A 23,254-nucleotide genomic window follows, 5' to 3' on the forward strand; every position below is an offset into this window, starting at 1 on the left:
TTATTTAAATAGTGTTTTTATCTCTTCTAATAGTTTTATCTGTTTCTTTAAAGATTCTGTTTGCGTAAGCCCTTTCTTAATAGCAATCCCTTCATCTAAAACACTTAAAAGCATTTTCTTTCCTACAGGATTTTCCATTTCCTTAGCTATATCTTTCAACGGATTATAAATGCTTTCTACCAATTGAGTATTGTCTAAACTCATTGCCCACTGATAGCCTTTTTTAAAGTTAGCTGAAGTCTCTGGAGTATCTCTTTCTAAAAATGGATAATAAACGAAATAAGGCAGCATAGTAGGCAGATACTTCTCCATTTTGTTATCGATTATTACACTTGCTAAACCCGCTAACTCGTCTACAGTATAATCTTCAGGTTTAGCTTGCTCTAAAAAGTTCTTTGCTCTTGCTGGTTCTGTACGTGCTATCCCATTAAGTGCTGCATTTTTTATAGCTCCTGAAGGTATAGACAAGGCTTTCTCAAATATAGCTGAATACTTCTTATCCTTGGTTGCTGCTAATACCCATATAGCAGCTGCTTTCACAAGATTGGCACTATCTGTTTCTGCTACTTTCTCTACTATTTGCAATTCTTTAGGAGTAAGTTTATAGCTAATGAGCTTCTGCAAAGCTTTTTCTCTTACTTTGAAGAAAGGGTCTTTCAGCGCCGTTAATAGAATCTCTTTCCCTTCTGTAGCAGTAGTAGCATCTACCGCCTCTATTCTACTCTTATAATCAGTAGCGTGTTGCAATTGATATAAATATTCTTTCCATGATTTATTATTGTGCTCAGTTGCAATTATCACTCCTCGTGGATTTATATCTACTAATTCTGGAGTATTAGCTACCGGAAAAGTAAAACTATTCTCTTTGCGGGCATCTACCCACACTTTATGACGCACTCGCTTACCATTTTCATAAACATCTATCTCTAATGGGAACTGAAATAGTATTTTTTCATCTTGTGTTTGTACTATTTTCACTGTCAACTTCTTAGTTGTAGCATTGTATTTTTTTACTACATCTATCACAGGATTTCCACTGCCAAAATACCACTGATTAAAGAACCAGTTTAAGTCTTTTCCACTTATTTTTTCTAATGAAAGTCGCAATTGGTGAGCTTCCCCAGTACTATAAGCATTAGTTTTCAAATAATCTGCTACTCCTGCAAAAAACGCCTCATCTCCTAAATAATCACGCAGCATATTAAGGATAGCTCCTCCTTTATTATAAGATACCAAATCAAACATATCATCTTGGCGGTCATATCCAAACCGTACTAAGTCCTTACTAAAATCAGTAGGACGATGTTGATATTGACGCATATCATTTAATAAATGCTCGTCTGCTACATCTCTACCATATTTATGATCAAGCCACAAATATTCTGAATAGTTAGCAAATGACTCATTCACTGTAAGGTTTGCCCAACTTTCTGTAGTCACCAAGTCTCCAAACCAATGATGCGCTAACTCGTGTGCTATAATAGGCTCCCAATGATTTTGGTCTTCTAAATCTTCTGCTGTCTGATAAGCTGTCTCTGCGTGGCTTACGGCTGTTGTATTTTCCATTGCACCACTGACAAATTCGCGTACTACTATTTGAGCATACTTCTGCCATGGAAAATCATATCCAAATCGCTCTGAAAAAAAGGTTATCATCTCTGAGGTATTGCCAAATATTTTCTTAGCTACTGATTCGTATGGCTTTTCTACATAATACTCTATGGGTATATTTCCACGCCAAGGAGTATCTTTCACTACAGCAAATTCTCCTGCTCCCATAAAAAATAGATAAGGTGCGTGTGGTTTGTCCATCACCCAATGATCAGTACGCATACCATCCTTCTTTACCGAATTTTTAAGAACTCCATTAGAAAGGGTCACAAAGCTGTCTGGTACTGTCATCTCTATTTCTTGTGTAGTCTTCTGGTTAGGACGGTCTATAGTTGGAAACCAACAAGAAGAAGCTTCACTCTCTCCTTGTGTCCATATCTGACGCATTGGCTTATCAGCTTCTCCTTTTGGATTAATAAAATACAATCCTTTAGTATCTGTTATTGCAAGAGAGCCCTTATCAAGTACTTTTTCAGGCTGTGCTGTATATTTAATGTAGATAGTATAATCCTCATCTTTCTGATAAGTTTTATCTAATTTTATTTTCAGCAAATCTTCTTTATACTGATAAGTAAGAGGCTGCTGTTTGCCTTTATTATCTATTGCTACAGTGTGTATCAACATCGATTTAGCATTGAGAATCAAACTATCTGTCGGATAAAAATAAGGAGCGGCAGTCAGCCATTCTTCCCCATTAAGTGTCTGATTATCAAAATTAAAACTCACCTTTAGTTTAGTATGCTTCAATGCTGTTTTCTTTTCAGCAGTAGCGCGATAAAGGGTTCTGCCCGAAGTATCTGTTTGCGAAAATGCATAGCCCACAAGTAAAAAGGCGATAACAGATAAAATAATTCTTTTCATAAGTAAGAGTTAAAAAAATATAAATTTTGAGAGTGCAAAAGTAGTAAAAAAATAAGAACAAAAAAAGAAAATTTGCTACTCAATTTTTTTTATTATCTTTGCAGCAATAAACAATAATAAAAATGAAACTTTCAATACAACATCTATTAATGGGCGGTGGAGTTATACTTACTTCTGGCTTTCTTGTCAATGCTATGTCTGTGAAAAAAGAAGAACGCAACATTTACGAACAAGCAGAAGCCGAGGTAGCTACTACTTTCCCCGATAGTGAGGTGTCTCCTATGAGTGAAGAGACATTTAGCAGTTACAAAGTCTATGCCATTGATTTACCCGAGAATTTAGATTTCGCTGGTGAAAGAGTTCCCATTGAAGACCCTGATGTTTACGAACGATTAGATAGAGAGTTCCTTGTCAATACTTATTGGCAGTCTAATGGATTGCTACTTCTAAAACGAGCTAATAAGTATTTTCCTATTATCGAACCTATCCTCAAACGCAATAACATCCCCGATGATTTTAAGTATTTAGCTATTATTGAGAGTGGACTAACCAATGCTGTTTCACCCTCTGGAGCTAGTGGCTTTTGGCAATTTATGAAAGCAGCCGCCCAAGAGTACGGTTTAGAAGTAACCGACCAAGTAGATGAACGTTACCATATAGAAAAAGCAACCCAAGCTGCTTGCGACTATTTCAAAAAAGCAAAACGTAGCACTGGAAGTTGGACGATGGCAGCTGCAGCTTATAACGCTGGTATAGCTGGTATGAACAAACAAACCTCTTTTCAGCAGACTAATAATTATTATGACTTATGGCTAAATACTGAAACTTCTCGCTATGTATTTCGTATTTTAGCAGTAAAAGAAATTATGAAACACCCTAAAAAGTATGGTTTTATCTTTGAGAAGAAGCACCTATACAATGAACTACCTACTTATAATGTTATGATAGACTCTACTATTGAAAATCTAACTGATTTTGCAAAAACATATAATATAACTTACAAGGATTTGAAGATATATAACCCTTGGTTACGCGACAGAAAGCTTGACAACAAAGAAGGTAAAACCTATTACATCAAAATCCCTAAAAAATAAAGCAATATAATCTTTTTTTTATCTTACACTCTATCAAATTTTTAAAACTTCGATAGAGTGTTTTTTTTCGTCTTTATATGCTGCAAACTGTTTCAATATCTCCAGATTACCATTGGTTACCCACTTATGAGTCGCTACATAATCCTGCTTTTCATTTAGCAAGTGATATTGAGCAAGTATATTGCGTGTCTGCCGTGCTACAGCATAACCTGAGTCAATCACTTTGATAGAAACAGGAATAAATCGTTGTATCTGAGGCAGCAGGTAAGGGTAGTGTGTACATCCTAACACAAGGTAGTCTATACCTTCTGCTACCATTGGTTGTAGGTATTTCTGTAGTAGTGCTGTCATTTTAGCACTTTCCATCTGTCCTGCTTCTATAAGGTCTACTAACCCCTCTCCTACCTGCTCTATAATTTCTATTTTCTCTTCTTGCTTTAAGTGCTCACTTGTTTTAGCAAAAAGGTCGCTTGTGAGGGTACGACGAGTAGCCAATACTCCTATTTTTTTAGTAATACTCTGCAAACCTGCAGGCTTAATAGCTGGTTCAATACCTATAAAAGGTACCTGTTTATATTTATCTCTAAGATAAGCTATCGCATTAGTAGTACCTGTATTGCAAGCTACTACTATTATTTTTGCGTTATGATTGAGCAAAAATTGAGTATTAGCATCACATAGAGCTATTATTTCCTCTTTAGTTTTCTCTCCATAAGGAGCATTTTTATTATCTGCTAAAAAAAGTGTATTTTCATTAGGCATCAAAGCATTAATCTCTTTCCAGATAGTAGTACCACCTACGCCCGAATCAAATAAACCTATAGGTGCCGTCAAAAGCTCAGCATTTTTCATTGTTGAAAAGTAGTTTTGGAACTGCAAAAATAAAAAAAAGTGTTCAAAGAATGAACACTTTTTCTAAAAATTTTATTCCTATTCTTAAAATCCTAAATCTTTCTTTACACTACTGTATAGGTCTTCTCCTGAAGCTACTATCACACTTGAACCTGCACTTGAGTCTAACACATATTGTACTCCTTTTGCTTTAGCCACTTTTTCAATAGAGCTTTTTACTTTCTTAAGCAAAGGTTCTACTAACTCTTGTTGCTTCTTTTGCAAGTTTTGAGCAGCTGTTTGCTGAGACTGACGAATGTTGTTTTCCATTGTCTGAATTTCTTCTGATTTTTTCAGAAATTCTGTCTCACGTGCTTTCAATTGTGCCTCTGTAAGTGCTGCTGCTTCTTTCTGATATTTATCAGCTCTGGCCTGTAGTTCTTTTATAGCTGCCTGAATATCGGCTGTATAGCCTTGCTCTAATTTCTTCAATTGAGCTTCTATTGATTTTCTTTCAGGCATTTCTTCCAAGAGTTTTTGCACATCAATATGAGCTATTTTTACTTGGGCAGTTAGCATAGTCGTAGCCCCAAAAAATAAGGCTATTGCTACCATCAGCGTTCTAATGTTTCTCATCATCGTTTTAATATATTAGTTATTAAGTTTTTACTATTTTGTTGTAGGTGTTTGTGTCTTTGCCTCCATTTGTTTTTTCACTCTTTCAGCTTGTTCCTTTTCGCGTTGTGCTTTCTGTGCTTCACGCTCTTGTTGCAATTTTTGTTGGCGCTCTGCTAATTCCTTTTCACGTTGTGCTTTCAGAGTCTCGCGTTCTTGTTGTAACTTTTGTTGGCGTTCTGCCAATTCCTTTTCGCGTTGCGCTTTCAGAGCTTCACGTTCTTGTTGCAATTTTTGTTGGCGCTCAGCTTGCTCTTTTTCTCGTTGTGCTTTTAGGTTCTCGCGCTGCTGTTTCATTTCTTCTGTCTTGCGGAGGCGCTCTTGTTCATACTGCACACGGCGTTCCTCACGGGCTTTCTCTGCTTCCTTACGTTTTTTCACTCGTTCTTCTACGAACTCAAAATCATAACTTTCTTTTAGCAGTTCTGCCATATCTTTATTCCGATCATCTGCATTATCTTTTTTCTTCAGAGCACGTAGTACTACCTTGCTCAAGTTATGCTGCTCGTTCGAAAAAAGCATTGTAGCATCAGTTTTCTCAAATATAAAGTCATACTTGCGCATCTTGCCTATCTCTTGCACTATGTTAAAAACTTGGTCTTGTATAGGCTTTGCTAGCATAAACTTCTGCGATATGTATTCACCTTTTTCAGCATTAAACTTTTGTTCTTTATAAGCGTTTAGGTTATGCTTTAGCAAGGCTATCTCTTCTTCCTTATCTTTAATAAGTTCAGGCGTCAGCAGTGCTCGCTCAGCTTCCAATTGCTTTTCTTCTGCGTCTATTTTGGCCTGACGTTTTTCTATTTCTGCCTCCCACTGTGCTACCTGAAGCGCAAATTGCTCACTCGCTACTTTGTAATCTTCTAAGTGCGAAAGTATGTAATCCATATCCACATAGCCTATTCGTGAGGGCTTTTGCGAATATGACAAACTCATAGTTGCAAGTAGTAGCAAAATTAGTGTTCGTAACTTTTTCATAGAAAATATCGTGCCAAAAATTAGAATTGCTGACCAAAAATAAAGTGTGTTTGCCAACCGCTGCGTGTATTAGCATTTGCTGGATTGTCAAAACCATAACCAAAATCAATACCCAACATACCAAACTGTGGCATAAAGAGTCTGAGTCCTAAACCTGCTGAACGTTTTATCTGGAAAGGATTAAAGTTGCCTAAGCCATTGTATACATTACCTCCTTCAGCAAATAGCAAACCGTAAATTGATGCCATAGGCTTAAGAGTGATAGGATAACGCAACTCCAAAGAGTATTTGTTATATACGGTTTCTCCGTCATCTGACGAAAGGGCGTAGTTTTCATAACCTCGCATTTGTATATTCTCACGGCTATCCATATTGTAGTAGCCTAATCCATCCCCCCCCATAAAGAATCGTTCAAAAGGCACTACACCACGTTTGCTGTTATACGCTCCTAAGTAACCAAAGTCTGCTCCAAATTTTAATACAAATTTACTATATAAATTGGTATACCAAGCTGATGAAAACTTCAGTTTGTAAAATTCTAACCAGCGGAATCGCTTCTGATCTACTAATGACAATTTATCCGAATCATTATCTGCTATTGCTTCTGCGCGTTCTTCTAATAATTTTCCATAATCTACTCCATTAAAGAGAGAATAAGGAGGTGTCAACTTAGCACTGATAGTAAAGCTACTACCCGACATCGGATAAATAGGGTTAGGACCACTCGAATTTCTTGATAGAGAAATTGTGTAAGCAAATGAATTAGAACGACCATCTTTAAATGTAAACACACCAAAGTTGCTATAATCTTGTAAGTCGTAATGCTGATAACTTAGGTTATGTGCAATTTGGAAATAATCATCAGGCACACGTAAGCGTTTTGCTAAACCTACACTCACACCTGTTATATATACACGCTTACTCTTATCTACATCATAGCTACGGTAGTTATAACCAAACTGCTCTGTTCTACTAAACGATACCGAAAACTGTACAGGGCGTTCTCCTCCCATCCAAGGCTCAGAGAATGAAAACCCATAAGTACGATAGTATCTACTCACTTGCACACTAAGCGATAGAGCTTGTCCATCACCCATAGGCACCGGAGTATACGCCTTAGGATTGAAAAGATTCTTTATCGAAAAGTTATTGAAAGAGAGTGCTACTGTTCCAATAAACGAACCACCTCCATAACCTCCCTGTAGTTGTACTTGACTCGAACCTGTCTCTGTTAGATTATACTCAACATCTACGGTACCTGCATTAGGGTCTGCATTCTTCAGCTCAGGATTCATATTCTGTGCATCAAACAGTTGCATTTGTCCTAACTCCCGCAATGTACGTATTATTGACTCTCTACTATATAGGTATCCAGGACGTGTACGAAGCTCTCGATATATCACATAGTCATTAGTCTTCTCATTTCCTACTACCGAAATCTTATTGAAGTAAGCTGGTTTACCTTCTTGTATACGCACTTCAAAATTAATTGTATCATTCACCACGGACGTTTCTACAGGATGCACTTGCGAAAAAAGATAACCACTGTTCTGATACAAGTTAGAAATATCTTCAGAATCTGGATTAGTAGAGTCTTGTATACGTTTCTTTAACAATACGCCATTATAGACATCTCCTTTCTTTATCCCTAATACTTGATTGAGTACTCGGTCGTTATATACTGAGTTACCTAAGAAGCGTATATCACCAAAATAGTAACGTTTTCCCTCCTCTAACGCTATCTTCAAGTCAATATTTCCGTTTTTATTTCTGATAAGTGTATCACTCACTATACGCGCATCTCTATATCCTTTCTCTTTGTAAAAATCAATAAGTCCTACTAAATCCTCATCGTAATCCTTCTTCACATATTTCGAGCGCTTCCAAAAACGTCCAAAGCGTATTTGCTTAGTTTTTTTAAGCTTTTTGTGTAGTTTAGCCGCATCAAATTCTTTATTCCCCTCAAAAGTAATCCGATCTATCTTTATCTTACTACCTTTATCTATGTGTATAAGCATATCTACCCCATTGGCATCAGTAGTATCTATTTTTGTATCAATAGTTACTTTAGTGTTGAAGTAGCCATCTTTTTTATACTTATTTGTAATATAGTTCTTAGTATTAGCTATAAGACTCTCATTTACCTTCACTCCTTTTTTTAGATCAGCATCTTTAAGCAATGTCTCAGCTTTTTTCTGATTAACCCCCGACACTTTCACATCTATAAGCGAAGGAGTCTCTTTGATAGCCAACTCTAAAAATACCTTATTCCCCTCCACTCGTTGTATGTAAATATTAATATCGCTAAACAACTTATAGCTCCACAATTTGTGAATGATGGCACTGAACTTTTCACTTGGTACCTCTATCTCATCGCCCACTCTCAATCCCGATGTGGTAAGAATAGTTTGCTCATTATAACGTTTGGCACCCGTTACTTCAATGCCTCCAATAGTATATTTTCTTCCTTGTCCTAATGATATTCTTTCTTCCTCTTGAGCATTCACCAAACTACAAACAGCTATGAATGCTAGTAATAAAATCTTTTTCAGCATAGTTTTACTTAAGTTGTTCGCTAATTTTTCCAAATCGTCTCTCTCTATTTTGATAACTAATGAGGGCTTCTTCCAAATGTTTTTTGGTAAAATCAGGCCATAGTACATCAGTAAAATAAAGTTCAGCATATGCTATCTGCCACAGTAGAAAGTTGCTAATTCTGTACTCTCCGCTGGTACGGATAAGTAAGTCTACATTGGGCAAATCATACGTATATAGATGTTGTTGTATAATATCTTCGTTTATAGCATCAACTTTTAGCTGTTGTTGCTCCACTTGCTGAGCTATGCGTTTTATTGTTGTCAGCAACTCCTCACGCGCTCCATAACTCAAAGCCAAGGTTAGAGTAGTACCCGTGTTGTGCTTCAGACGGTCTATCACTCCTACAAGTGTATTCTTTACTTTCTCAGGGAACCTTTCTAAGTTACCTATCATATTCAGCCGCACATTGTTCTTATCTAACTCATCAGCTTCTTTTCTCAAGAATTTTACTAATAGTTCCATAAGAGCCTTCACTTCCAATGCGGGTCTATTCCAATTTTCTGTTGAAAAAGCATAGAGTGTCAAATAAGGAATGTGGTGCTCTACACAATATTCCAACACTTGGCGCACACTTTGGCCCCCTTTTTCGTGTCCTAATGCTCTGAGCAACCCTTGTTTCTTAGCCCAACGTCCATTGCCATCCATTATAATGGCTAAATGTTCAGGGTATTTTGTTATTTCCATATATTAAACTCTATTTTCTACAATAGCAAGGCTCTTCTCCAAACGTATAAGTAAGAGTTAAACCTGTAAATGTATACCAATCATTGCTAGCTTTATTACCAAATGAAAAAGGTCGTTCTTTCGGTAAGCTACCATCTAAATTATTAGTAAGTGTGTATCTAAAACCTACTTCACCTGCTAAAATAAGCCGCATGGTTATCTTTTTCTTTACTCCTAAAATCACAGGGAAAGTATAACTGAGCGTGCGCTTAGTAGTATCAGTAGCCTCTACTGGCGGAGTAACAGCCTTCTCAAAATACAAATCGTCGTGCCAAAAAGCAGCGGCTCCTATGTAAAGATAGGGGGTCATTGGCTTATCTAATAAGTTTTTGATTCTAAAACGGAAGAAATTAAACTCCGCTCCTACAGAAAGTTCAGTCAAGTCGCTCTTAAACGAGAACTGACGGTTAATCTTACCTGGTATATCCGACTGTGCATCATCACCTTTCAATGATGATTTATTAACCTGCACCCTAAGAGCCATCCTCTGGTGAAAATTCCATTTAAAAAGACCGCCAAAGGCTGCTTGGTTAGGATATACATAATAAGTACTCCCAACATCTGATATAGGGTTGCTTCCGCCTAAAAATACCCCTACTTCATACCGCTGTGCTGATGCCAATTGCACCATCAATAGTATTCCGGTGATATATAATATTCTATACATACGCTATTCTATGCAAGGCGCAAATATAGGAGTTTTAAATGAAATAACATTCATTTTTAGCTTTTTTTTAACCCTAAAAACTCATTTTTTCCATCACCAAACCCATATAACACTGATTTTCAATAGTATACAAAAAGCATCTTTTACCTCTATCGCCCCTACTCCTAATCACACTCTTTCACAAGCAATGATTATGCCAAATTTACCTATTTTCTAATTTGCGAATCTTCTAATTTGTTAATTTGCCAATTATACACTATCTTTGCGCCATTAATTAAAAAAAGGATAAACTAATATGGCAAACATTGAAAAAATAAAATGCCTCATCATAGGATCAGGTCCTGCGGGCTATACAGCAGCCATCTACGCTTCTCGCGCCAATCTTAACCCTGTGCTTTACCAAGGCGAACAACCTGGGGGACAACTCACTACTACCAATGAGGTAGAAAACTTCCCTGGCTATCCTGAGGGGGTAATGGGTACAGAAATGATGATGCAATTAGAACAACAAGCTAAACGTTTCGGCACAGACATTCGCAATGGGTGGATTACTAAGGTCGACTTTTCTGCACACCCGCACAAAGTATGGGTAGACGACAAAGAAGTTCACGCCGATGCAGTAATCATTGCTACAGGGGCTTCTGCTAAATATTTAGGATTACCTTCCGAGCAACACTATCTACAAACAGGAGGAGGCGTGTCAGCTTGTGCCGTATGCGATGGCTTTTTCTACCGCAATCAAGAGGTAGCTATCGTAGGAGCAGGCGATTCTGCTTGCGAAGAAGCACTATATTTAGCTAATATCTGTGCCAAAGTTACGATGCTCGTACGCCGCGATGAGTTCCGTGCCTCTCAAATTATGAAAGAGCGCGTACTCAATTCACCTAAAATAGAAGTGCTTTTCAATACCGAAACTGAAGAAATTCTCGGTGACGGACAAGTCGTTACAGGTATGAAAGTCCGCAATAACAAAACGGGAGAAATAAGCGAAATAGCTATCACAGGTTTCTTTGTAGCTATTGGTCACAAACCTAACACTGAGGTATTTAAACCTTATATTAACACTGATGAAGTAGGCTATATCAAGAACGTACCAGGTACTTCTCTTACCAATGTAGCGGGCGTATTCGTTGCGGGCGATGCTGCCGATACCCGTTACCGCCAAGCTATTACAGCCGCAGGTTCAGGCTGTATGGCTGCCCTCGATGCCGAAAAATACCTAATGACCCTCGAATAACCTCATAAGGGCAAAAGGCAATTCACCATAAAAAAGCGCGATGTTTACTTCTTCTAAACATCGCGCTTTTTCATTTGCTAATTTATTTGCTTGTGCCGCTGGCACCTAATTTATGATTAATAATTCTATCCATATAATCCTGCATAAAAGCCTTAAGATCTTTAATGCCTTTCTGAATTTCAGCATTATCTACCTTACCCAGTAGATTATCCTTCAAAGCCCCATCTTCTTTCCTATAAATACCATTAACTTTAGCATTTTCATCTATAATATAGATATAATTACCCTGCATCATTTGGTACATCACCGCATTCGAGATAAAAGCACGTGGTGTTTCATCTGCTACATTACTAAAAAGACTCCGCCCCCACGAACGGAAAGGCTTATGATAACCCATCAAATCTACTAATGAGGGGTAAATATCTATCTGTTGGGCTATTTCCGAAGATACTTTAGTAGGCACCAAGTTAGGATTAGCACTGTAGAACATTATAGCAGCTCCCATACCCGTAATTGGTTCTTTATACAAATCGTAATATACCTGATTAGGGTGGTCATTTACGAAAGCAAAAATCGTATTCTCAAACCAAGGTTGTTTCTTAGCACATTCAAAAAACTGTTTCAATGCGTAATCCGTATAACCTATACATTTATGAATTTCCAAATGCCCCACAGGAAATTTTCCTTCATATTTCTTCGGAATCTGAAAAGGATGATGTGACGAAAGTGTAAAAATAGTACCAAAGAAAGGTTGCTTTTTCTCAGAATAAGTCCTACACATATACTGAAAGAAAGGCTCGTCCCATATCCCCCAATGTCCATCATCATCAGCATCGTTATTATATTCTGTTTTGCCGTAATAATGGTCAAAACCTAAGATATTAGAAAAACCTAAAAATCCCATTGAACCATTAGGAGCTGAATGGAAAAATGAAGTGTCATACCCCATCTCTTTAGCTATTGAAACTAATGACTGGGTAGGTTGTTTCACATAGGGCGAAGAAGTATAAGCTACCTGAAATGAGGGAATACCTGCCAACATAGACGAGATTCCGTGTATAGATTGCCGCCCTGTACAGTAAGCATTATCAAGCACAAATGAATGATGTGCAAGCGAATCTAAGAAAGGAGTATAACTCTCAAAATTAGGAATATGCGTCTTAGTATTCATACAGCCCCAATACTCCTTACCAAAGCTCTCCAAAATAAACAACACCACATTAGGTTTCTGTACCACCTCACGGCTATACTGCTTAATAGGCTTAATATTTCCTTCTATATACGCCTCATCTACCAAATGATATTCTTTAAAACCTTTATTCTTTCCCATACTACGTATAAGGCAGAAAGGCGTGTTGAGTATCGCATCTGCCTGTGCCGTGATATTCACGTGCCTACTCGCGTCCAACATATTAATAGGACGTGTATCCGAAGTAAAACCACCCCCGCGAATCGCCATCATTATCAGCGTACCCAATCCTAAAAAGCAAATCGTAGACCACGCATAGTAAGGTACTTTTCTCTCAACCTTCACAGGCTTTATTTTCACTAACTTATACAGAAATACCCATAAAGCAATAAGCAAAATAAAACCGACAAACATATACCAATAATCTACCAAAAAAGTAAAAAATAAGGTCGTTTTGTTCTGTTCGTGCTCAATAACCGCAAAAGAAGCCGAAGTAAGACGCGATTTACTGAATGGATAATACACCATATCGATAAAATTAGTGGTGTAAGCTATCGTATTAGGAATAAAATACGCCCAAAAGACCACTTTCTGAAATTTCGGATGCGTATTCACCCACAAAGGCAACAAACTAAGCAGTATAAATAGTAAATTGATATACATTATAGCACAGTTATCAAACGCCAGACCATAGTAGAAAAGGTCAGTAGCGCTATAATCACCCATCACATCGTGATTAAAATAGATAAACAAGCCACGTGCTATAGCATAAAAGAAATATACCAAGAAAATACGATACAGAAATACTAAATATTCTCTAACCCTCATAATATTTATAGTTGATTTTTAAGTAAATTGTAATAATAATATAACAAAAGCCAATACAGTTGAAGCGATAAGTACCCCTCGTGCGCTCTCATTCTTATTCCTATTCAAGAAAATGAAAAACACCAAAAGGTCTAATGCACCTCCTAAAGCAATAAGTTTCCCCAGATAACCTTTATAATAAGCATCTAACAAAGTAATGCGAACGCTGAACTTCGAAAAAATAAGCACATAAGCCAAAATAGCCAACGCATTAGCCAATAATCCTGCTAAAAAACCAATAATAAGGTCTCTCCTATCCTCATTTATTTTTATAAATCCCATTGCTGTAGTGTTTGAAGATGTTGATGAGCAGTAAGGTCAAACTGCACAGGCACTACCGATATATATCCATTTTCAAGAGCCCATTGGTCAGTATCAGTACCTTCATCTTGGTTTACAAAAGTACCAGTCATCCAGTAGTATACCCTTCCTTGTGGATTTACACGCTTATCAAAGCTCTCAATCCATCTCGAACGTGCCTGACGACATATTTTCACCCCTTTTATTTCTTCTTTGCGAAGATTAGGGATATTCACATTCAGTACCGTACCTTTAGGTAAACCATTAGCGAGCACCTTCTCAGCAATATGTTTTATATAGCTACGTGCTTGCGAAAAATCAGCATTCCAACTTGGGTCTAATAGCGAGAAGCCTATAGCGGGTATTCCTTCAGTTCCAGCTTCGATAGCAGCACTCATTGTACCCGAATATATCACATTTATAGAAGCGTTACTCCCGTGATTGATACCACTCACACAGAGGTCAGGCATACGTCCGTTTAGTACCTCGTGTTTAGCAATCTTTACGCAGTCAGCTGGTGTACCGCTACAAGCGTACTCACGGGTTGCACCATTTTTAGAAGGCATTGGGTCGCAATACATAGTTGTATCTAAGGTTACTGCGTGACCTTTACCACTTTGGGGCGAGTCAGGAGCCACTACCACCACCTCGCCTAATTCATTCATTATCTCTATCAAATAACGGATACCAGGAGCAGTAATACCGTCATCATTAGTTACTAAGATCAAAGGTTTTTGCATATTCAAAAAAACTTAAAAAAGTATCAGCGCACAAAAGTACAAAATAATTAGCTATTTACAACGTTATCAAGTTATTTTTTTAAAACAAAAAAAGAGCAATCTAACTATTTAGATTGCTCTTTTTATAAGAAGGCGGCGACATACTCTCCCACTTGCGTAGTACCATCTGCGCTAAAAGGTTTAACTGCTCTGTTCGGAATGGTAAGAGGTGAGACCTTTGACTATAACCACCTTAAAATTTTAGTCGTTAGTACTCTAGTTCTTAGTCGTTAGATTATTACTTATAACTCATAACCAATAACTAAACTCCCTTTACTAACTCTATCATATTGTAACATATGAGGATAAAAAGCAAATATTTAACTAACTCTCTCTTAAAAAGAATGCTGCGCGAAAAGTCTACGGGTTATTAGTATTACTCGGCTATGATGTTACCACCGTTACACCTGTAACCTATCAACGTGGTCATCTCCCACGACCCTTAAAAGAAATCTCATCTTGTGGCGGGTTTCGTACTTATATGCTTTCAGCACTTATCCCATCCGCACTTAGCTACTCTGCTATGCCCTTGGCAAGACAACAGATACACCAGCGGTGCGTCCAACTCGGTCCTCTCGTACTAGAGTCAGATCCACGCAAATTTCTAACGCCCACAGTAGATAGAGACCGAACTGTCTCACGACGTTCTGAACCCAGCTCGCGTGCCACTTTAATGGGCGAACAGCCCAACCCTTGGGACCTTCTCCAGCCCCAGGATGTGACGAGCCGACATCGAGGTGCCAAACCCCCCCGTCGATGTGAGCTCTTGGGGGAGATCAGCCTGTTATCCCCGGCGTACCTTTTATCCTTTGAGCGATGGCCCTTCCATACGGAACCACCGGATCACTATGCTCTACTTTCGTACCTGATCGACTTGTCTGTCTCTCAGTCAAGCTCCCTTATGCCATTGCACTCTACGCACGGTTACCAAGCGTGCTGAGGGAACCTTTAGAAGCCTCCGTTACACTTTTGGAGGCGACCACCCCAGTCAAACTACCCTCCACGAATTGTCCTTTGCCTTGTGCAAAGTTAGACCTCAGATAAGCAAAGGGTGGTATTTCAACAATGACTCCACAACTACCGGAATAGCCGCTTCTTAGTCTCCCACCTATCCTACGCATCACTTATCCAAGACCAATACGAAGATATAGTAAAGGTGCACAGGGTCTTTTCGTCCCACTGCGGGTAATCGGCATCTTCACCGATACTACAATTTCACCGAGCTCATGGCCGAGACAGTGTCCAAATCGTTACACCATTCGTGCAGGTCGGAACTTACCCGACAAGGAATTTCGCTACCTTAGGACCGTTATAGTTACGGCCGCCGTTTACTGGGGCTTCAATTCAAACCTTCGCATTGCTGCTAAGCTCTCCTCTTAACCTTCCAGCACCGGGCAGGTGTCAGACCCTATACTTCATCTTTCGATTTTGCAGAGTCCTGTGTTTTTGATAAACAGTCGCTTGGACCTTTTCACTGCGGCCTATCTAATGATAGGCGACCTTTCTCCCTAAGTTACAGGTCTATTTTGCCTAGTTCCTTAGCCATGAATCTCTCGAGCGCCTTAGAATTCTCATCCCAATCACCTGTGTCGGTTTACGGTACGGGCATTAGCCTTCGCTTTTCTTGGAAACGTTGTCACCACACTCACCTCGGCCGAAGCCTCAGCGTACTTTCGAAGTCATAACAACTCCTTAAACGTACTATTCCGTCAGTACGCGGTAGTTATCTCATTCCGTCACTTTTAACAGACTAATGGTATAGGAATATTAACCTATTGTACATCCACTACCCCTACTCGGGTTCGCGTTAGTCCCCGACTAACCCTCAGCTGATTAGCATAGCTGAGGAAACCTTGATCTTTCGGCGGGCAGGTTTCTCGCCTGCCTTATCGTTACTTATGCCTACATTTTCTTTTCTATCAGGCTCCACTATGGCTCACGCCTTTAGCTTCCACGCCAATAGAATGCTCCCCTACCGGTATATTACTTCAAGTAATAACCCCATAGCTTCGGTAATATGCTTATGCCCGTTTATTATCCATGCCCAACCGCTCGACTAGTGAGCTGTTACGCACTCTTTAAATGTATGGCTGCTTCCAAGCCAACATCCTAGCTGTCAGTGCAGTCAGACCGCGTTTGGTCAACTTAGCATATATTTGGGGACCTTAGCTGATGGTCCGGGTTCTTTCCCTTTAGGATATGGACCTTAGCACCCATACCCTCACTGCTGATGAGCATTTAATAGCATTCGGAGTTTGTCAGGAATTGGTAGGCGATGAAACCCCCGCATCCAATCAGTAGCTCTACCTCTATTAAACTCGCATCAACGCTGCACCTAAATGCATTTCGGGGAGTACGAGCTATTTCCCAGTTTGATTGGCCTTTCACCCCTACCCTCAGGTCATCCGAAGTCTTTTCAACGACAACCAGTTCGGTCCTCCACGCTGTGTTACCAGCGCTTCAACCTGCCCAAGGGTAGATCACCAGGTTTCGCGTCTACTACTACCAACTATGAGCGCCCTATTCAGACTCGCTTTCGCTACGGATTCGTATCTGAAATACTTATCCTCGCTGGTAACAGTAACTCGTAGGCTCATTATGCAAAAGGCACGCCGTCACAGCTGACGCTGCTCCGACCGCTTGTAAGCGTATGGTTTCAGGGTCTATTTCACTCCGTTATTCACGGTTCTTTTCACCTTTCCCTCACGGTACTGGTTCACTATCGGTCTCTCAGGAGTATTTAGCCTTACCGGATGGTCCCGGCGGATTCAGTCAAGGTTCCACGTGCCCCGACCTACTCAGGATACCCATAAGATTTATAAAGCTGTACCTATACGAGACTTTCACTCTCTATGGTGTGTCTTTCCAAACACTTCTAATCCAGTTTTACAACCTATATCTGGGTCCTACTACCCCCATATTGCCGTAACAATATGGGTTTGGGCTGCTCCCATTTCGCTCGCCACTACTCTGGGAATCACTTTTGTTTTCTTCTCCTCTGCCTACTAAGATGTTTCAGTTCAGCAGGTTTGCCCACCAATCGGTGTAGTACATCTTCAATGTACTGGGTTGCCCCATTCGGATATTTGCGGATCTAATCGTATGTGCCAATCCCCGCAACTTTTCGCAGCTTATCACGTCCTTCTTCGCCTCTGAGAGCCTAGGCATCCCCCATACGCCCTTACATAACTTTTCGCGCTTGTAGTCTTTCTTAATTCTGAATTTTAAATTCTAAATTAAGAAAATACCTCGTTCTCTTTGATTCTTTTTAATATTTTTTCGTTAGATTATCAATAATCTATTATTGATCTCTTATGCTTTTTATCCCAATATGTCAATGTACTGTTTTCCTCACCCTAACCCTCTCCAAAGGAGAGGGAACTTGTGGGTGCGTGTTGTGGAGAATAAGGGATTCGAACCCTTGACCCCCTGCGTGCAAGGCAGGTGCTCTAGCCAGCTGAGCTAATTCCCCGTGTTTAGTCGTTAGTTATTAGTCGTTAGTCGTTAGCCATTTAACTATCTAACTCTTCAGCTCCTAGAATTTCCTCAATTCAGCTTATCTTTTCGTAGTCCCAGGCAGACTCGAACTGCCGACCTCTACATTATCAGTGTAGCGCTCTAACCAGCTGAGCTATGAGACTGCTTGTTTTTTTGTTGTCCAGCAAGATTTAAAGAAAAGGTGTTATCCTTCTATTCGTCTATAACATCGGTCGTCTCTAAAAAGGAGGTGTTCCAGCCGCACCTTCCGGTACGGCTACCTTGTTACGACTTAGCCCCAGTCACTAGTTTTACCCTAAACAGCTCCTTTCGGTGACCGTCTTCAGGTACCCCCAGCTTCCATGGCTTGACGGGCGGTGTGTACAAGGCCCGGGAACGTATTCACCGGATCATGGCTGATATCCGATTACTAGCGATTCCAGCTTCACGGAGTCGAGTTGCAGACTCCGATCCGAACTGTGATCGTCTTTATAGATTCGCGCCTGCTCACGCAGTGGCTGCTCTCTGTAACGACCATTGTAGCACGTGTGTAGCCCAAGATGTAAGGGCCGTGATGATTTGACGTCATCCCCACCTTCCTCACGGTTTGCACCGGCAGTCCCACTAGAGTGCTCGACTTTACTCGCTAGCAACTAATGGCAGGGGTTGCGCTCGTTATAGGACTTAACCTGACACCTCACGGCACGAGCTGACGACAACCATGCAGCACCTTGAAAACTGTCCGAAGAAATACCTATCTCTAAGTACGTCAGTCTCCATTTAAACCTTGGTAAGGTTCCTCGCGTATCATCGAATTAAACCACATGCTCCACCGCTTGTGCGGGCCCCCGTCAATTCCTTTGAGTTTCACACTTGCGTGCGTACTCCCCAGGTGGGATACTTATCACTTTCGCTTAGCCACTCAGTCTTACAACCAAACAGCTAGTATCCATCGTTTACAGCGTGGACTACCAGGGTATCTAATCCTGTTCGCTCCCCACGCTTTCGTCCATCAGCGTCAATTAATTGTTAGTAATATGCCTTCGCTATCGGTGTTCTGTGTAATATCTAAGCATTTCACCGCTACACTACACATTCCAACTACTTCACAACCATTCAAGACTAACAGTTTCAAAGGCAGTTGCTCAGTTGAGCTGAGCGCTTTCACCTCTGACTTATTAGCCCGCCTACGGACCCTTTAAACCCAATGATTCCGGATAACGCTCGCATCCTCCGTATTACCGCGGCTGCTGGCACGGAGTTAGCCGATGCTTATTCGCAGAGTACCGTCATCAAAGTACACGTACTCCTTATTCTTCCCCTGCAAAAGCAGTTTACAACCCATAAGGCCGTCTTCCTGCACGCGGCATGGCTGGATCAGTCTTCCGACCATTGTCCAATATTCCTCACTGCTGCCTCCCGTAGGAGTCTGGTCCGTATCTCAGTACCAGTGTGGGGGATATCCCTCTCAGAACCCCTATCTATCGTAGCCTTGGGGAGCCGTTACCTCTCCAACTAGCTAATAGAACGCATACTCATCTTTCACCGCCTCAGCTTTAATATAAAAATGATGCCATCCCTATATACCATTAGGTATTAATCCAAATTTCTTCGGGCTATCCCTATGTGAAAGGCAGATTGTATACGCGTTACGCACCCGTACGCCGGTCGAAGCCCGAAAGCTCCTCCCTCGACTTGCATGTGTTAGGCCTGCCGCTAGCGTTCATCCTGAGCCAGGATCAAACTCTTCATCGTTAAAATCTTTAATTTCTTCTAACCGATTTTTAAGTTATTGACTTCAGGTTTCACTCGATTCTTTAAATCTTCTTTTGTGCTGTACAACATTATGTCAATGTACGTGTTGTTTATTCTTGCAAGAGCACTTATCGTCTCATTTGCGGGTGCAAAGGTACGGCGTTTTTTTAATTCTGCAAATTTTTTAGCACTTTTTTTTGAAGTTTTTTTGAGGGGAATTGTTAAGTGGTTGGAAATCAATGGTTAGAGAGATGAAGATTTTTTGGGGGAAAATGGGAGGAATGGGAAGGCTGGGAGGTTTGAGAGGGCTGAGAGGGCTGGGAGGGCGAGCCGCACAGGCGATTATGAAACAGGTGGGGCAAATGGGAGGCTTGGGAAGGCTGAGAGGACTGGGACAAGTGGGACAGGTGAGACAAGTGGGACAAGTGGAACAAGTGGGAACAAAAAAAGCTGCCTTTGGTAAGGCAGCTTAATTTTTTATTATATACTAATTATTTAATTATTCATCATCTCCATCAAAGTAGTCTAAAAACTCTTTGATAAGTTTGGTAGGATTGGCTTTTTTCGTCCAAAGGATAGGAGTTTCTTCAAATTCCTGTTGGTGAATAATAATAGGTATATTACGTGTAAATACCTTCTCTACCTCTCCTTCATCTATAAGACGCTTGGCAAGTGCTATCACCTCTTTAATAAATTCTTTAGTGAATCTATCACCTTTTTTGAGAATTTTTTCATATAAATCTTCGTCTTCCTCGATAGCACGGTCGTTTTCTTCGTCAGAATAAAAATAAGGTGTTTTGGCAAACCACTGCTTGAGTTGTTTGTCTTTCTTACCTCCTATAGTTTCAATTTCAGTTTGTAACCAATAGTCATAATTCCACTTTGCATCTTCTTTTGACGCAGCATTATAGCTTTCTTCTTTTACATTTAAAAGGGTATTATAGCTCAGTGTAACCTTAGGAAATCGCAAGTCTTCATCATCACAAGTATAGCAGAGAGACAAAACGTATACATCTTTTCTATCTTCTTCATTTACAATTTCTTGAATTGCATTTTTCAGCTTCTCATAACTCTTCTCAGTAAAATTCTTTCTTTCCTTTTCCACTATTAATTTGTTATTTTAGTTATATTTTTGGGATTGTGTTTTTCTAAAAATTGCCTGCAAAAGTAATTCTTTTATTTTAGATAGTGAAACTTTTTAAGCTATTTTTTTTCACTAAAGATAATGTGATAAGGAAACGAACTATTTATGACAGTATTTTATAGCTATTCGTAAGTTTTAGGGCTATAGTGTTTTCGTATGAGGTATCGCTTTTTACTAATACTTGTCCGTCTTGGGTTTGTAAGCTGAGTGAAAGTTGCAAGAAAGGATGAAGCTCTGGGTTGATAAGGGCTGTAAATTTTACATTGAGCATCTGGGTAAGCTGTAATTGGTGACCTGTGATTTGCTCGGTGAGATTTTTGACGATTTGCATCATACACACCCCAGGTGTAACGGGATTATTAGGAAAATGACCTTTGAAAATAGGGTGCTCAGCATTGAGGGTTAGCGTACAAAGATAAGTGTTAGCTGCTATTTGTTGTAAGGTATTGAGGGTATAAAAATCTTTTAACATCTTTAACAATTGAAAGTTGGCAATTAATAATTATGAATGGGTTCTAAAATTATTTGAATCTTAAGGGTGTGGTGCTCTATTGTTATATTGTCAGGGGTATAAGTAAAGGTTGTGTATAAGCTTTTGGCTTTCATATTAAGCTGCTTAGAAAGGTTAGTGCCTGAAGTAAAGAGATAAACTGTATCACTTCCAACGCTACACTGTTGTACCTCTGTAGTGCCTTCAGCATATTTTTGAATGACAACAAAATGAGTTTGCAGTAATTTCTGAAAATCGGCTATAAGCGTATTGATGATAACTTTACGATTAAGGTCAGGGAGAACATAATTGACCTCTACCCTACCCTCTTTCTTTTCAAAATCAAAAAGAGTATTGCCAAAATCAGTAGTGAGAGCCACTCGCCAAGCGTTATCAGCAGTGATTTTAGCCGCTAAAAGCCCGCTAAAAGTGTGTCCGTATGCCGTTATTGTAGCCCGATAGAGGTATTGTTCGCCTACTAAAAAATGCGGATTCTTGACCGTTTCTGTAGTTTTTGGCACTAACTGGTATTGCGAGGGGAGTTGATAAGGCGTAGAACAGCCTACAAATAACAGCAGACTATATTTTAAAATTCGCTTCATCAATAGAGGTATTTAGTTTTTTATTTGTAAAAATAATTTCGGTATAATCAGCAGTGGGTTCGATGAGTTTCACGCGGTCTACTAAATATTGGGCATCAAAATAAAGGTTAATCTCGCGTATATACTTCAGCAGGGTTTTATCTTTAGGCAACAACTTCACAAGGGTATGCTTGCCTGATTGCGAAAGACTGATAGTAAACTCTTTCTCGTCAAACATATCACCGGTAACTGAGCTGATAATAAGATGATTAATTTTCTTAAAAACTTTATTATCAGCTTTTATTTGTGATACTTTGCCTGCATCATTCACCGTAATATTATCTTTCTGAAAGATAATACGATATTGGTAAGGCTTAGTGTATTGCCAATTGAGTTGTGAAGGTTTAGCAAAAGCCATTTTGCCAAAGGTCTCGATATCTTTGCTCATAAAATCGAGGTGTTTTTTCTGCTGGAAATCTGCTTGCATAGTTTGTAACGTACGAGTTTTAGCGATAAGCTGTGCTTTGAACTGGGCAGATTGTTCGGCAGTAAGGGGCTGAGCTATAAGGACAAAAGGAGCACAGAGGCTCAGTAATAAGAAAAGAGTTTTCATCAGAAATCTGTAGTTATTGTATAATTGTTATCTTTGAGATATTGCAATAAGCGTTCCAAAACGTGCAGACTGCGCTCGAATTTATCGTGCATCAGTATAATATTGCCGGCACTGAGTTTGCGGGTGATACGCCTAAAAAGCCGGTCTTCATCAGTAATGACTGTATCTAACGAACGAATGTCCCAGCCGATAGTTTTTTTATGAGTAGCGCGAATGGCACGAGCTAAGGGAGGATTGGTGATGCCATAAGGCGGGCGAAAAAGAGGAGTGTGTATACCTAACTCTGCTAGGACAGCATCAGTGCGTTTAATTTCGTCTATAAGTCGTTGGGTATGCAGTAGGTTTCGGGGCTGGTGACTAAAAGTATGATTCGCCAGAAGATGTCCTTCGGTTTTCATACGGCGCAACACTTCAGGGTATTTTTGTATTTGTTCGCCTACGCAAAAGAAAACGGCTTTGGCATTGTATTGCTTCAGTAAATCTAAGAATTGAGGTGTAAGTGCTGAAGGACCATCATCGAAAGTGAGAACAACCGTTTTAGGAGGTCGCCCCTTTAGGCAGTACTGAGTAGGAATAAAGTAGGAAAGACGGATATCGAATACTCCCCACGAGAGCAAGGCCAAATATAAGAGCAGTCCCACACCATATATATAGATAGGAACTCGCCACAGTACCGCAGCGAGTACTGCAAGTACAAAAAAAGCCGTTATATAGAAATGTTTGTTCAAGATGATAAATTTGAATATGGGACAAAAGTAGTATTTTTTTCTGTTTTTAAGCCTAT

18 protein-coding genes, 2 tRNA genes and 3 rRNA genes are annotated in these 23,254 nt (G+C 39.7%); 3 read left to right on the forward strand and 20 right to left on the reverse strand.

The window, feature by feature from the left end; genetic code table 11:
- Complete coding sequence (locus tag FOC45_RS07430; RefSeq protein ID WP_009389245.1) at positions 1 to 2,472, reverse strand: M1 family metallopeptidase; 2,472 nt, start codon at positions 2,470 to 2,472, stop codon at positions 1 to 3.
- 122 nt (positions 2,473 to 2,594) lie between these two features.
- Here FOC45_RS07430 and FOC45_RS07435 point away from each other — a divergent pair, with 122 nt between their 5' ends.
- Complete coding sequence (locus FOC45_RS07435; RefSeq protein WP_009389243.1) at positions 2,595 to 3,566, forward strand: lytic transglycosylase domain-containing protein; 972 nt, start codon at positions 2,595 to 2,597, stop codon at positions 3,564 to 3,566.
- 33 nt (positions 3,567 to 3,599) lie between these two features.
- Here the strand turns inward: FOC45_RS07435 and murI are convergent, their stop codons facing one another.
- The 6 genes from murI to FOC45_RS07465 form a co-directional block, all read right to left on the reverse strand.
- Positions 3,600 to 4,418, reverse strand: coding sequence for a glutamate racemase (gene murI, locus FOC45_RS07440; protein WP_009389241.1), 819 nt, complete (start codon positions 4,416 to 4,418; stop codon positions 3,600 to 3,602).
- An 84-nt stretch (positions 4,419 to 4,502) separates the two neighbouring features.
- Positions 4,503 to 5,036, reverse strand: coding sequence for an OmpH family outer membrane protein (locus FOC45_RS07445; protein ID WP_009389240.1), 534 nt, complete (start codon positions 5,034 to 5,036; stop codon positions 4,503 to 4,505).
- 30 nt (positions 5,037 to 5,066) lie between these two features.
- A complete protein-coding gene (locus FOC45_RS07450) occupies positions 5,067 to 6,050 on the reverse strand; it encodes an OmpH family outer membrane protein (RefSeq protein WP_009389239.1) in 984 nt (327 codons plus the stop codon).
- A gap of 20 nt (positions 6,051 to 6,070) precedes the next feature.
- On the reverse strand, positions 6,071 to 8,605 hold the full coding sequence (locus FOC45_RS07455) for an outer membrane protein assembly factor (protein ID WP_009389238.1): 2,535 nt from the start codon (positions 8,603 to 8,605) through the stop codon (positions 6,071 to 6,073).
- A 4-nt stretch (positions 8,606 to 8,609) separates the two neighbouring features.
- Positions 8,610 to 9,332 carry an isoprenyl transferase gene (locus FOC45_RS07460; RefSeq protein ID WP_009389237.1) on the reverse strand — a complete coding sequence of 241 codons (723 nt, stop codon included), beginning with the start codon at positions 9,330 to 9,332 and terminating at the stop codon, positions 8,610 to 8,612.
- Positions 9,333 to 9,342: 10 nt separating this feature from the next.
- Positions 9,343 to 10,038: a DUF6089 family protein gene (locus FOC45_RS07465; protein ID WP_009389236.1), complete on the reverse strand. Its 696-nt coding sequence runs from the start codon at positions 10,036 to 10,038 to the stop codon at positions 9,343 to 9,345.
- A 295-nt stretch (positions 10,039 to 10,333) separates the two neighbouring features.
- Here FOC45_RS07465 and trxB point away from each other — a divergent pair, with 295 nt between their 5' ends.
- Entirely contained in the window at positions 10,334 to 11,275 is a 942-nt protein-coding gene (gene trxB, locus FOC45_RS07470; protein ID WP_009389235.1) for a thioredoxin-disulfide reductase, read from the forward strand.
- A gap of 82 nt (positions 11,276 to 11,357) precedes the next feature.
- On the opposite strand, the gene FOC45_RS07475 is transcribed toward trxB, so the two are convergent.
- The 8 genes from FOC45_RS07475 to FOC45_RS07510 all read right to left on the reverse strand — a co-directional run bounded on the left by FOC45_RS07475 (position 11,358) and on the right by FOC45_RS07510 (position 19,642).
- Positions 11,358 to 13,292 (reverse strand): LTA synthase family protein, encoded by a 1,935-nt coding sequence (locus FOC45_RS07475; RefSeq protein ID WP_009389233.1) that lies wholly within the window; start codon positions 13,290 to 13,292, stop codon positions 11,358 to 11,360.
- Positions 13,293 to 13,310: 18 nt separating this feature from the next.
- Positions 13,311 to 13,613, reverse strand: coding sequence for a hypothetical protein (locus tag FOC45_RS07480; protein ID WP_009389232.1), 303 nt, complete (start codon positions 13,611 to 13,613; stop codon positions 13,311 to 13,313).
- The gene (gene surE, locus FOC45_RS07485; protein ID WP_009389231.1) at positions 13,601 to 14,371 is read right to left on the reverse strand and encodes a 5'/3'-nucleotidase SurE; all 771 of its coding nucleotides are present in this window, start codon (positions 14,369 to 14,371) and stop codon (positions 13,601 to 13,603) included. Before surE ends, FOC45_RS07480 begins: the two co-directional genes overlap by 13 nt.
- Before the next feature lie 127 nt (positions 14,372 to 14,498).
- Positions 14,499 to 14,606 (reverse strand): 5S ribosomal RNA (gene rrf, locus FOC45_RS07490).
- Between the two features lie 154 nt (positions 14,607 to 14,760).
- Positions 14,761 to 17,606: ribosomal RNA gene (locus tag FOC45_RS07495) — 23S ribosomal RNA — on the reverse strand.
- Positions 17,607 to 17,808: 202 nt separating this feature from the next.
- A tRNA-Ala gene (locus FOC45_RS07500) sits at positions 17,809 to 17,882 on the reverse strand.
- Positions 17,883 to 17,977: 95 nt separating this feature from the next.
- A tRNA-Ile gene (locus tag FOC45_RS07505) sits at positions 17,978 to 18,051 on the reverse strand.
- A 79-nt stretch (positions 18,052 to 18,130) separates the two neighbouring features.
- Positions 18,131 to 19,642: ribosomal RNA gene (locus FOC45_RS07510) — 16S ribosomal RNA — on the reverse strand.
- Together the 16S, 23S and 5S rRNA genes with 2 tRNA genes alongside form the textbook arrangement of a ribosomal RNA operon.
- Before the next feature lie 251 nt (positions 19,643 to 19,893).
- On the opposite strand from FOC45_RS07510, the gene FOC45_RS07515 reads away from it, so the two are divergent.
- Positions 19,894 to 20,115 carry a hypothetical protein gene (locus FOC45_RS07515; RefSeq protein WP_155846649.1) on the forward strand — a complete coding sequence of 74 codons (222 nt, stop codon included), beginning with the start codon at positions 19,894 to 19,896 and terminating at the stop codon, positions 20,113 to 20,115.
- A 26-nt stretch (positions 20,116 to 20,141) separates the two neighbouring features.
- Here FOC45_RS07515 and FOC45_RS07520 read toward each other — a convergent pair whose 3' ends face one another.
- From FOC45_RS07520 to FOC45_RS07540, 5 genes are all read right to left on the reverse strand, one after another.
- Entirely contained in the window at positions 20,142 to 20,747 is a 606-nt protein-coding gene (locus tag FOC45_RS07520; RefSeq protein ID WP_009391904.1) for a hypothetical protein, read from the reverse strand.
- Positions 20,748 to 20,889: 142 nt separating this feature from the next.
- On the reverse strand, positions 20,890 to 21,258 hold the full coding sequence (locus FOC45_RS07525; RefSeq protein WP_009391902.1) for a 3-hydroxyacyl-ACP dehydratase: 369 nt from the start codon (positions 21,256 to 21,258) through the stop codon (positions 20,890 to 20,892).
- Positions 21,259 to 21,281: 23 nt separating this feature from the next.
- Complete coding sequence (locus FOC45_RS07530; protein ID WP_009391900.1) at positions 21,282 to 21,878, reverse strand: DUF3261 domain-containing protein; 597 nt, start codon at positions 21,876 to 21,878, stop codon at positions 21,282 to 21,284.
- Positions 21,856 to 22,470, reverse strand: a complete 615-nt coding sequence (locus FOC45_RS07535; RefSeq protein ID WP_009391898.1) for an outer membrane lipoprotein carrier protein LolA — start codon at positions 22,468 to 22,470, stop codon at positions 21,856 to 21,858. Before FOC45_RS07535 ends, FOC45_RS07530 begins: the two co-directional genes overlap by 23 nt.
- Entirely contained in the window at positions 22,470 to 23,141 is a 672-nt protein-coding gene (locus FOC45_RS07540) for a polysaccharide deacetylase family protein (RefSeq protein WP_369700494.1), read from the reverse strand. The genes FOC45_RS07535 and FOC45_RS07540 overlap by 1 nt, the downstream gene beginning before the upstream one ends.
- Between the last annotated feature and the right edge of the window lie 113 nt (positions 23,142 to 23,254).

It is taken from the genome of Capnocytophaga sp. FDAARGOS_737 (genome assembly GCF_009730375.1).
GTDB classification, from domain to species: Bacteria; Bacteroidota; Bacteroidia; order Flavobacteriales; family Flavobacteriaceae; genus Capnocytophaga; species Capnocytophaga leadbetteri.

Coding starts and splice junctions, on each gene's coding strand:
- FOC45_RS07430 (WP_009389245.1), bottom strand. CDS start 2,472: ATGAAAAGAATTATTTTATCTGTTATCGCCTTTTTACTTGTGGGCTAT.
- FOC45_RS07435 (WP_009389243.1), top strand. CDS start 2,595: ATGAAACTTTCAATACAACATCTATTAATGGGCGGTGGAGTTATACTT.
- murI (WP_009389241.1), bottom strand. CDS start 4,418: ATGAAAAATGCTGAGCTTTTGACGGCACCTATAGGTTTATTTGATTCG.
- FOC45_RS07445 (WP_009389240.1), bottom strand. CDS start 5,036: ATGATGAGAAACATTAGAACGCTGATGGTAGCAATAGCCTTATTTTTT.
- FOC45_RS07450 (WP_009389239.1), bottom strand. CDS start 6,050: ATGAAAAAGTTACGAACACTAATTTTGCTACTACTTGCAACTATGAGT.
- FOC45_RS07455 (WP_009389238.1), bottom strand. CDS start 8,605: ATGCTGAAAAAGATTTTATTACTAGCATTCATAGCTGTTTGTAGTTTG.
- FOC45_RS07460 (WP_009389237.1), bottom strand. CDS start 9,332: ATGGAAATAACAAAATACCCTGAACATTTAGCCATTATAATGGATGGC.
- FOC45_RS07465 (WP_009389236.1), bottom strand. CDS start 10,038: ATGTATAGAATATTATATATCACCGGAATACTATTGATGGTGCAATTG.
- trxB (WP_009389235.1), top strand. CDS start 10,334: ATGGCAAACATTGAAAAAATAAAATGCCTCATCATAGGATCAGGTCCT.
- FOC45_RS07475 (WP_009389233.1), bottom strand. CDS start 13,292: ATGAGGGTTAGAGAATATTTAGTATTTCTGTATCGTATTTTCTTGGTA.
- FOC45_RS07480 (WP_009389232.1), bottom strand. CDS start 13,613: ATGGGATTTATAAAAATAAATGAGGATAGGAGAGACCTTATTATTGGT.
- surE (WP_009389231.1), bottom strand. CDS start 14,371: ATGCAAAAACCTTTGATCTTAGTAACTAATGATGACGGTATTACTGCT.
- FOC45_RS07515 (WP_155846649.1), top strand. CDS start 19,894: ATGAAGATTTTTTGGGGGAAAATGGGAGGAATGGGAAGGCTGGGAGGT.
- FOC45_RS07525 (WP_009391902.1), bottom strand. CDS start 21,258: ATGTTAAAAGATTTTTATACCCTCAATACCTTACAACAAATAGCAGCT.
- FOC45_RS07530 (WP_009391900.1), bottom strand. CDS start 21,878: ATGAAGCGAATTTTAAAATATAGTCTGCTGTTATTTGTAGGCTGTTCT.
- FOC45_RS07535 (WP_009391898.1), bottom strand. CDS start 22,470: ATGAAAACTCTTTTCTTATTACTGAGCCTCTGTGCTCCTTTTGTCCTT.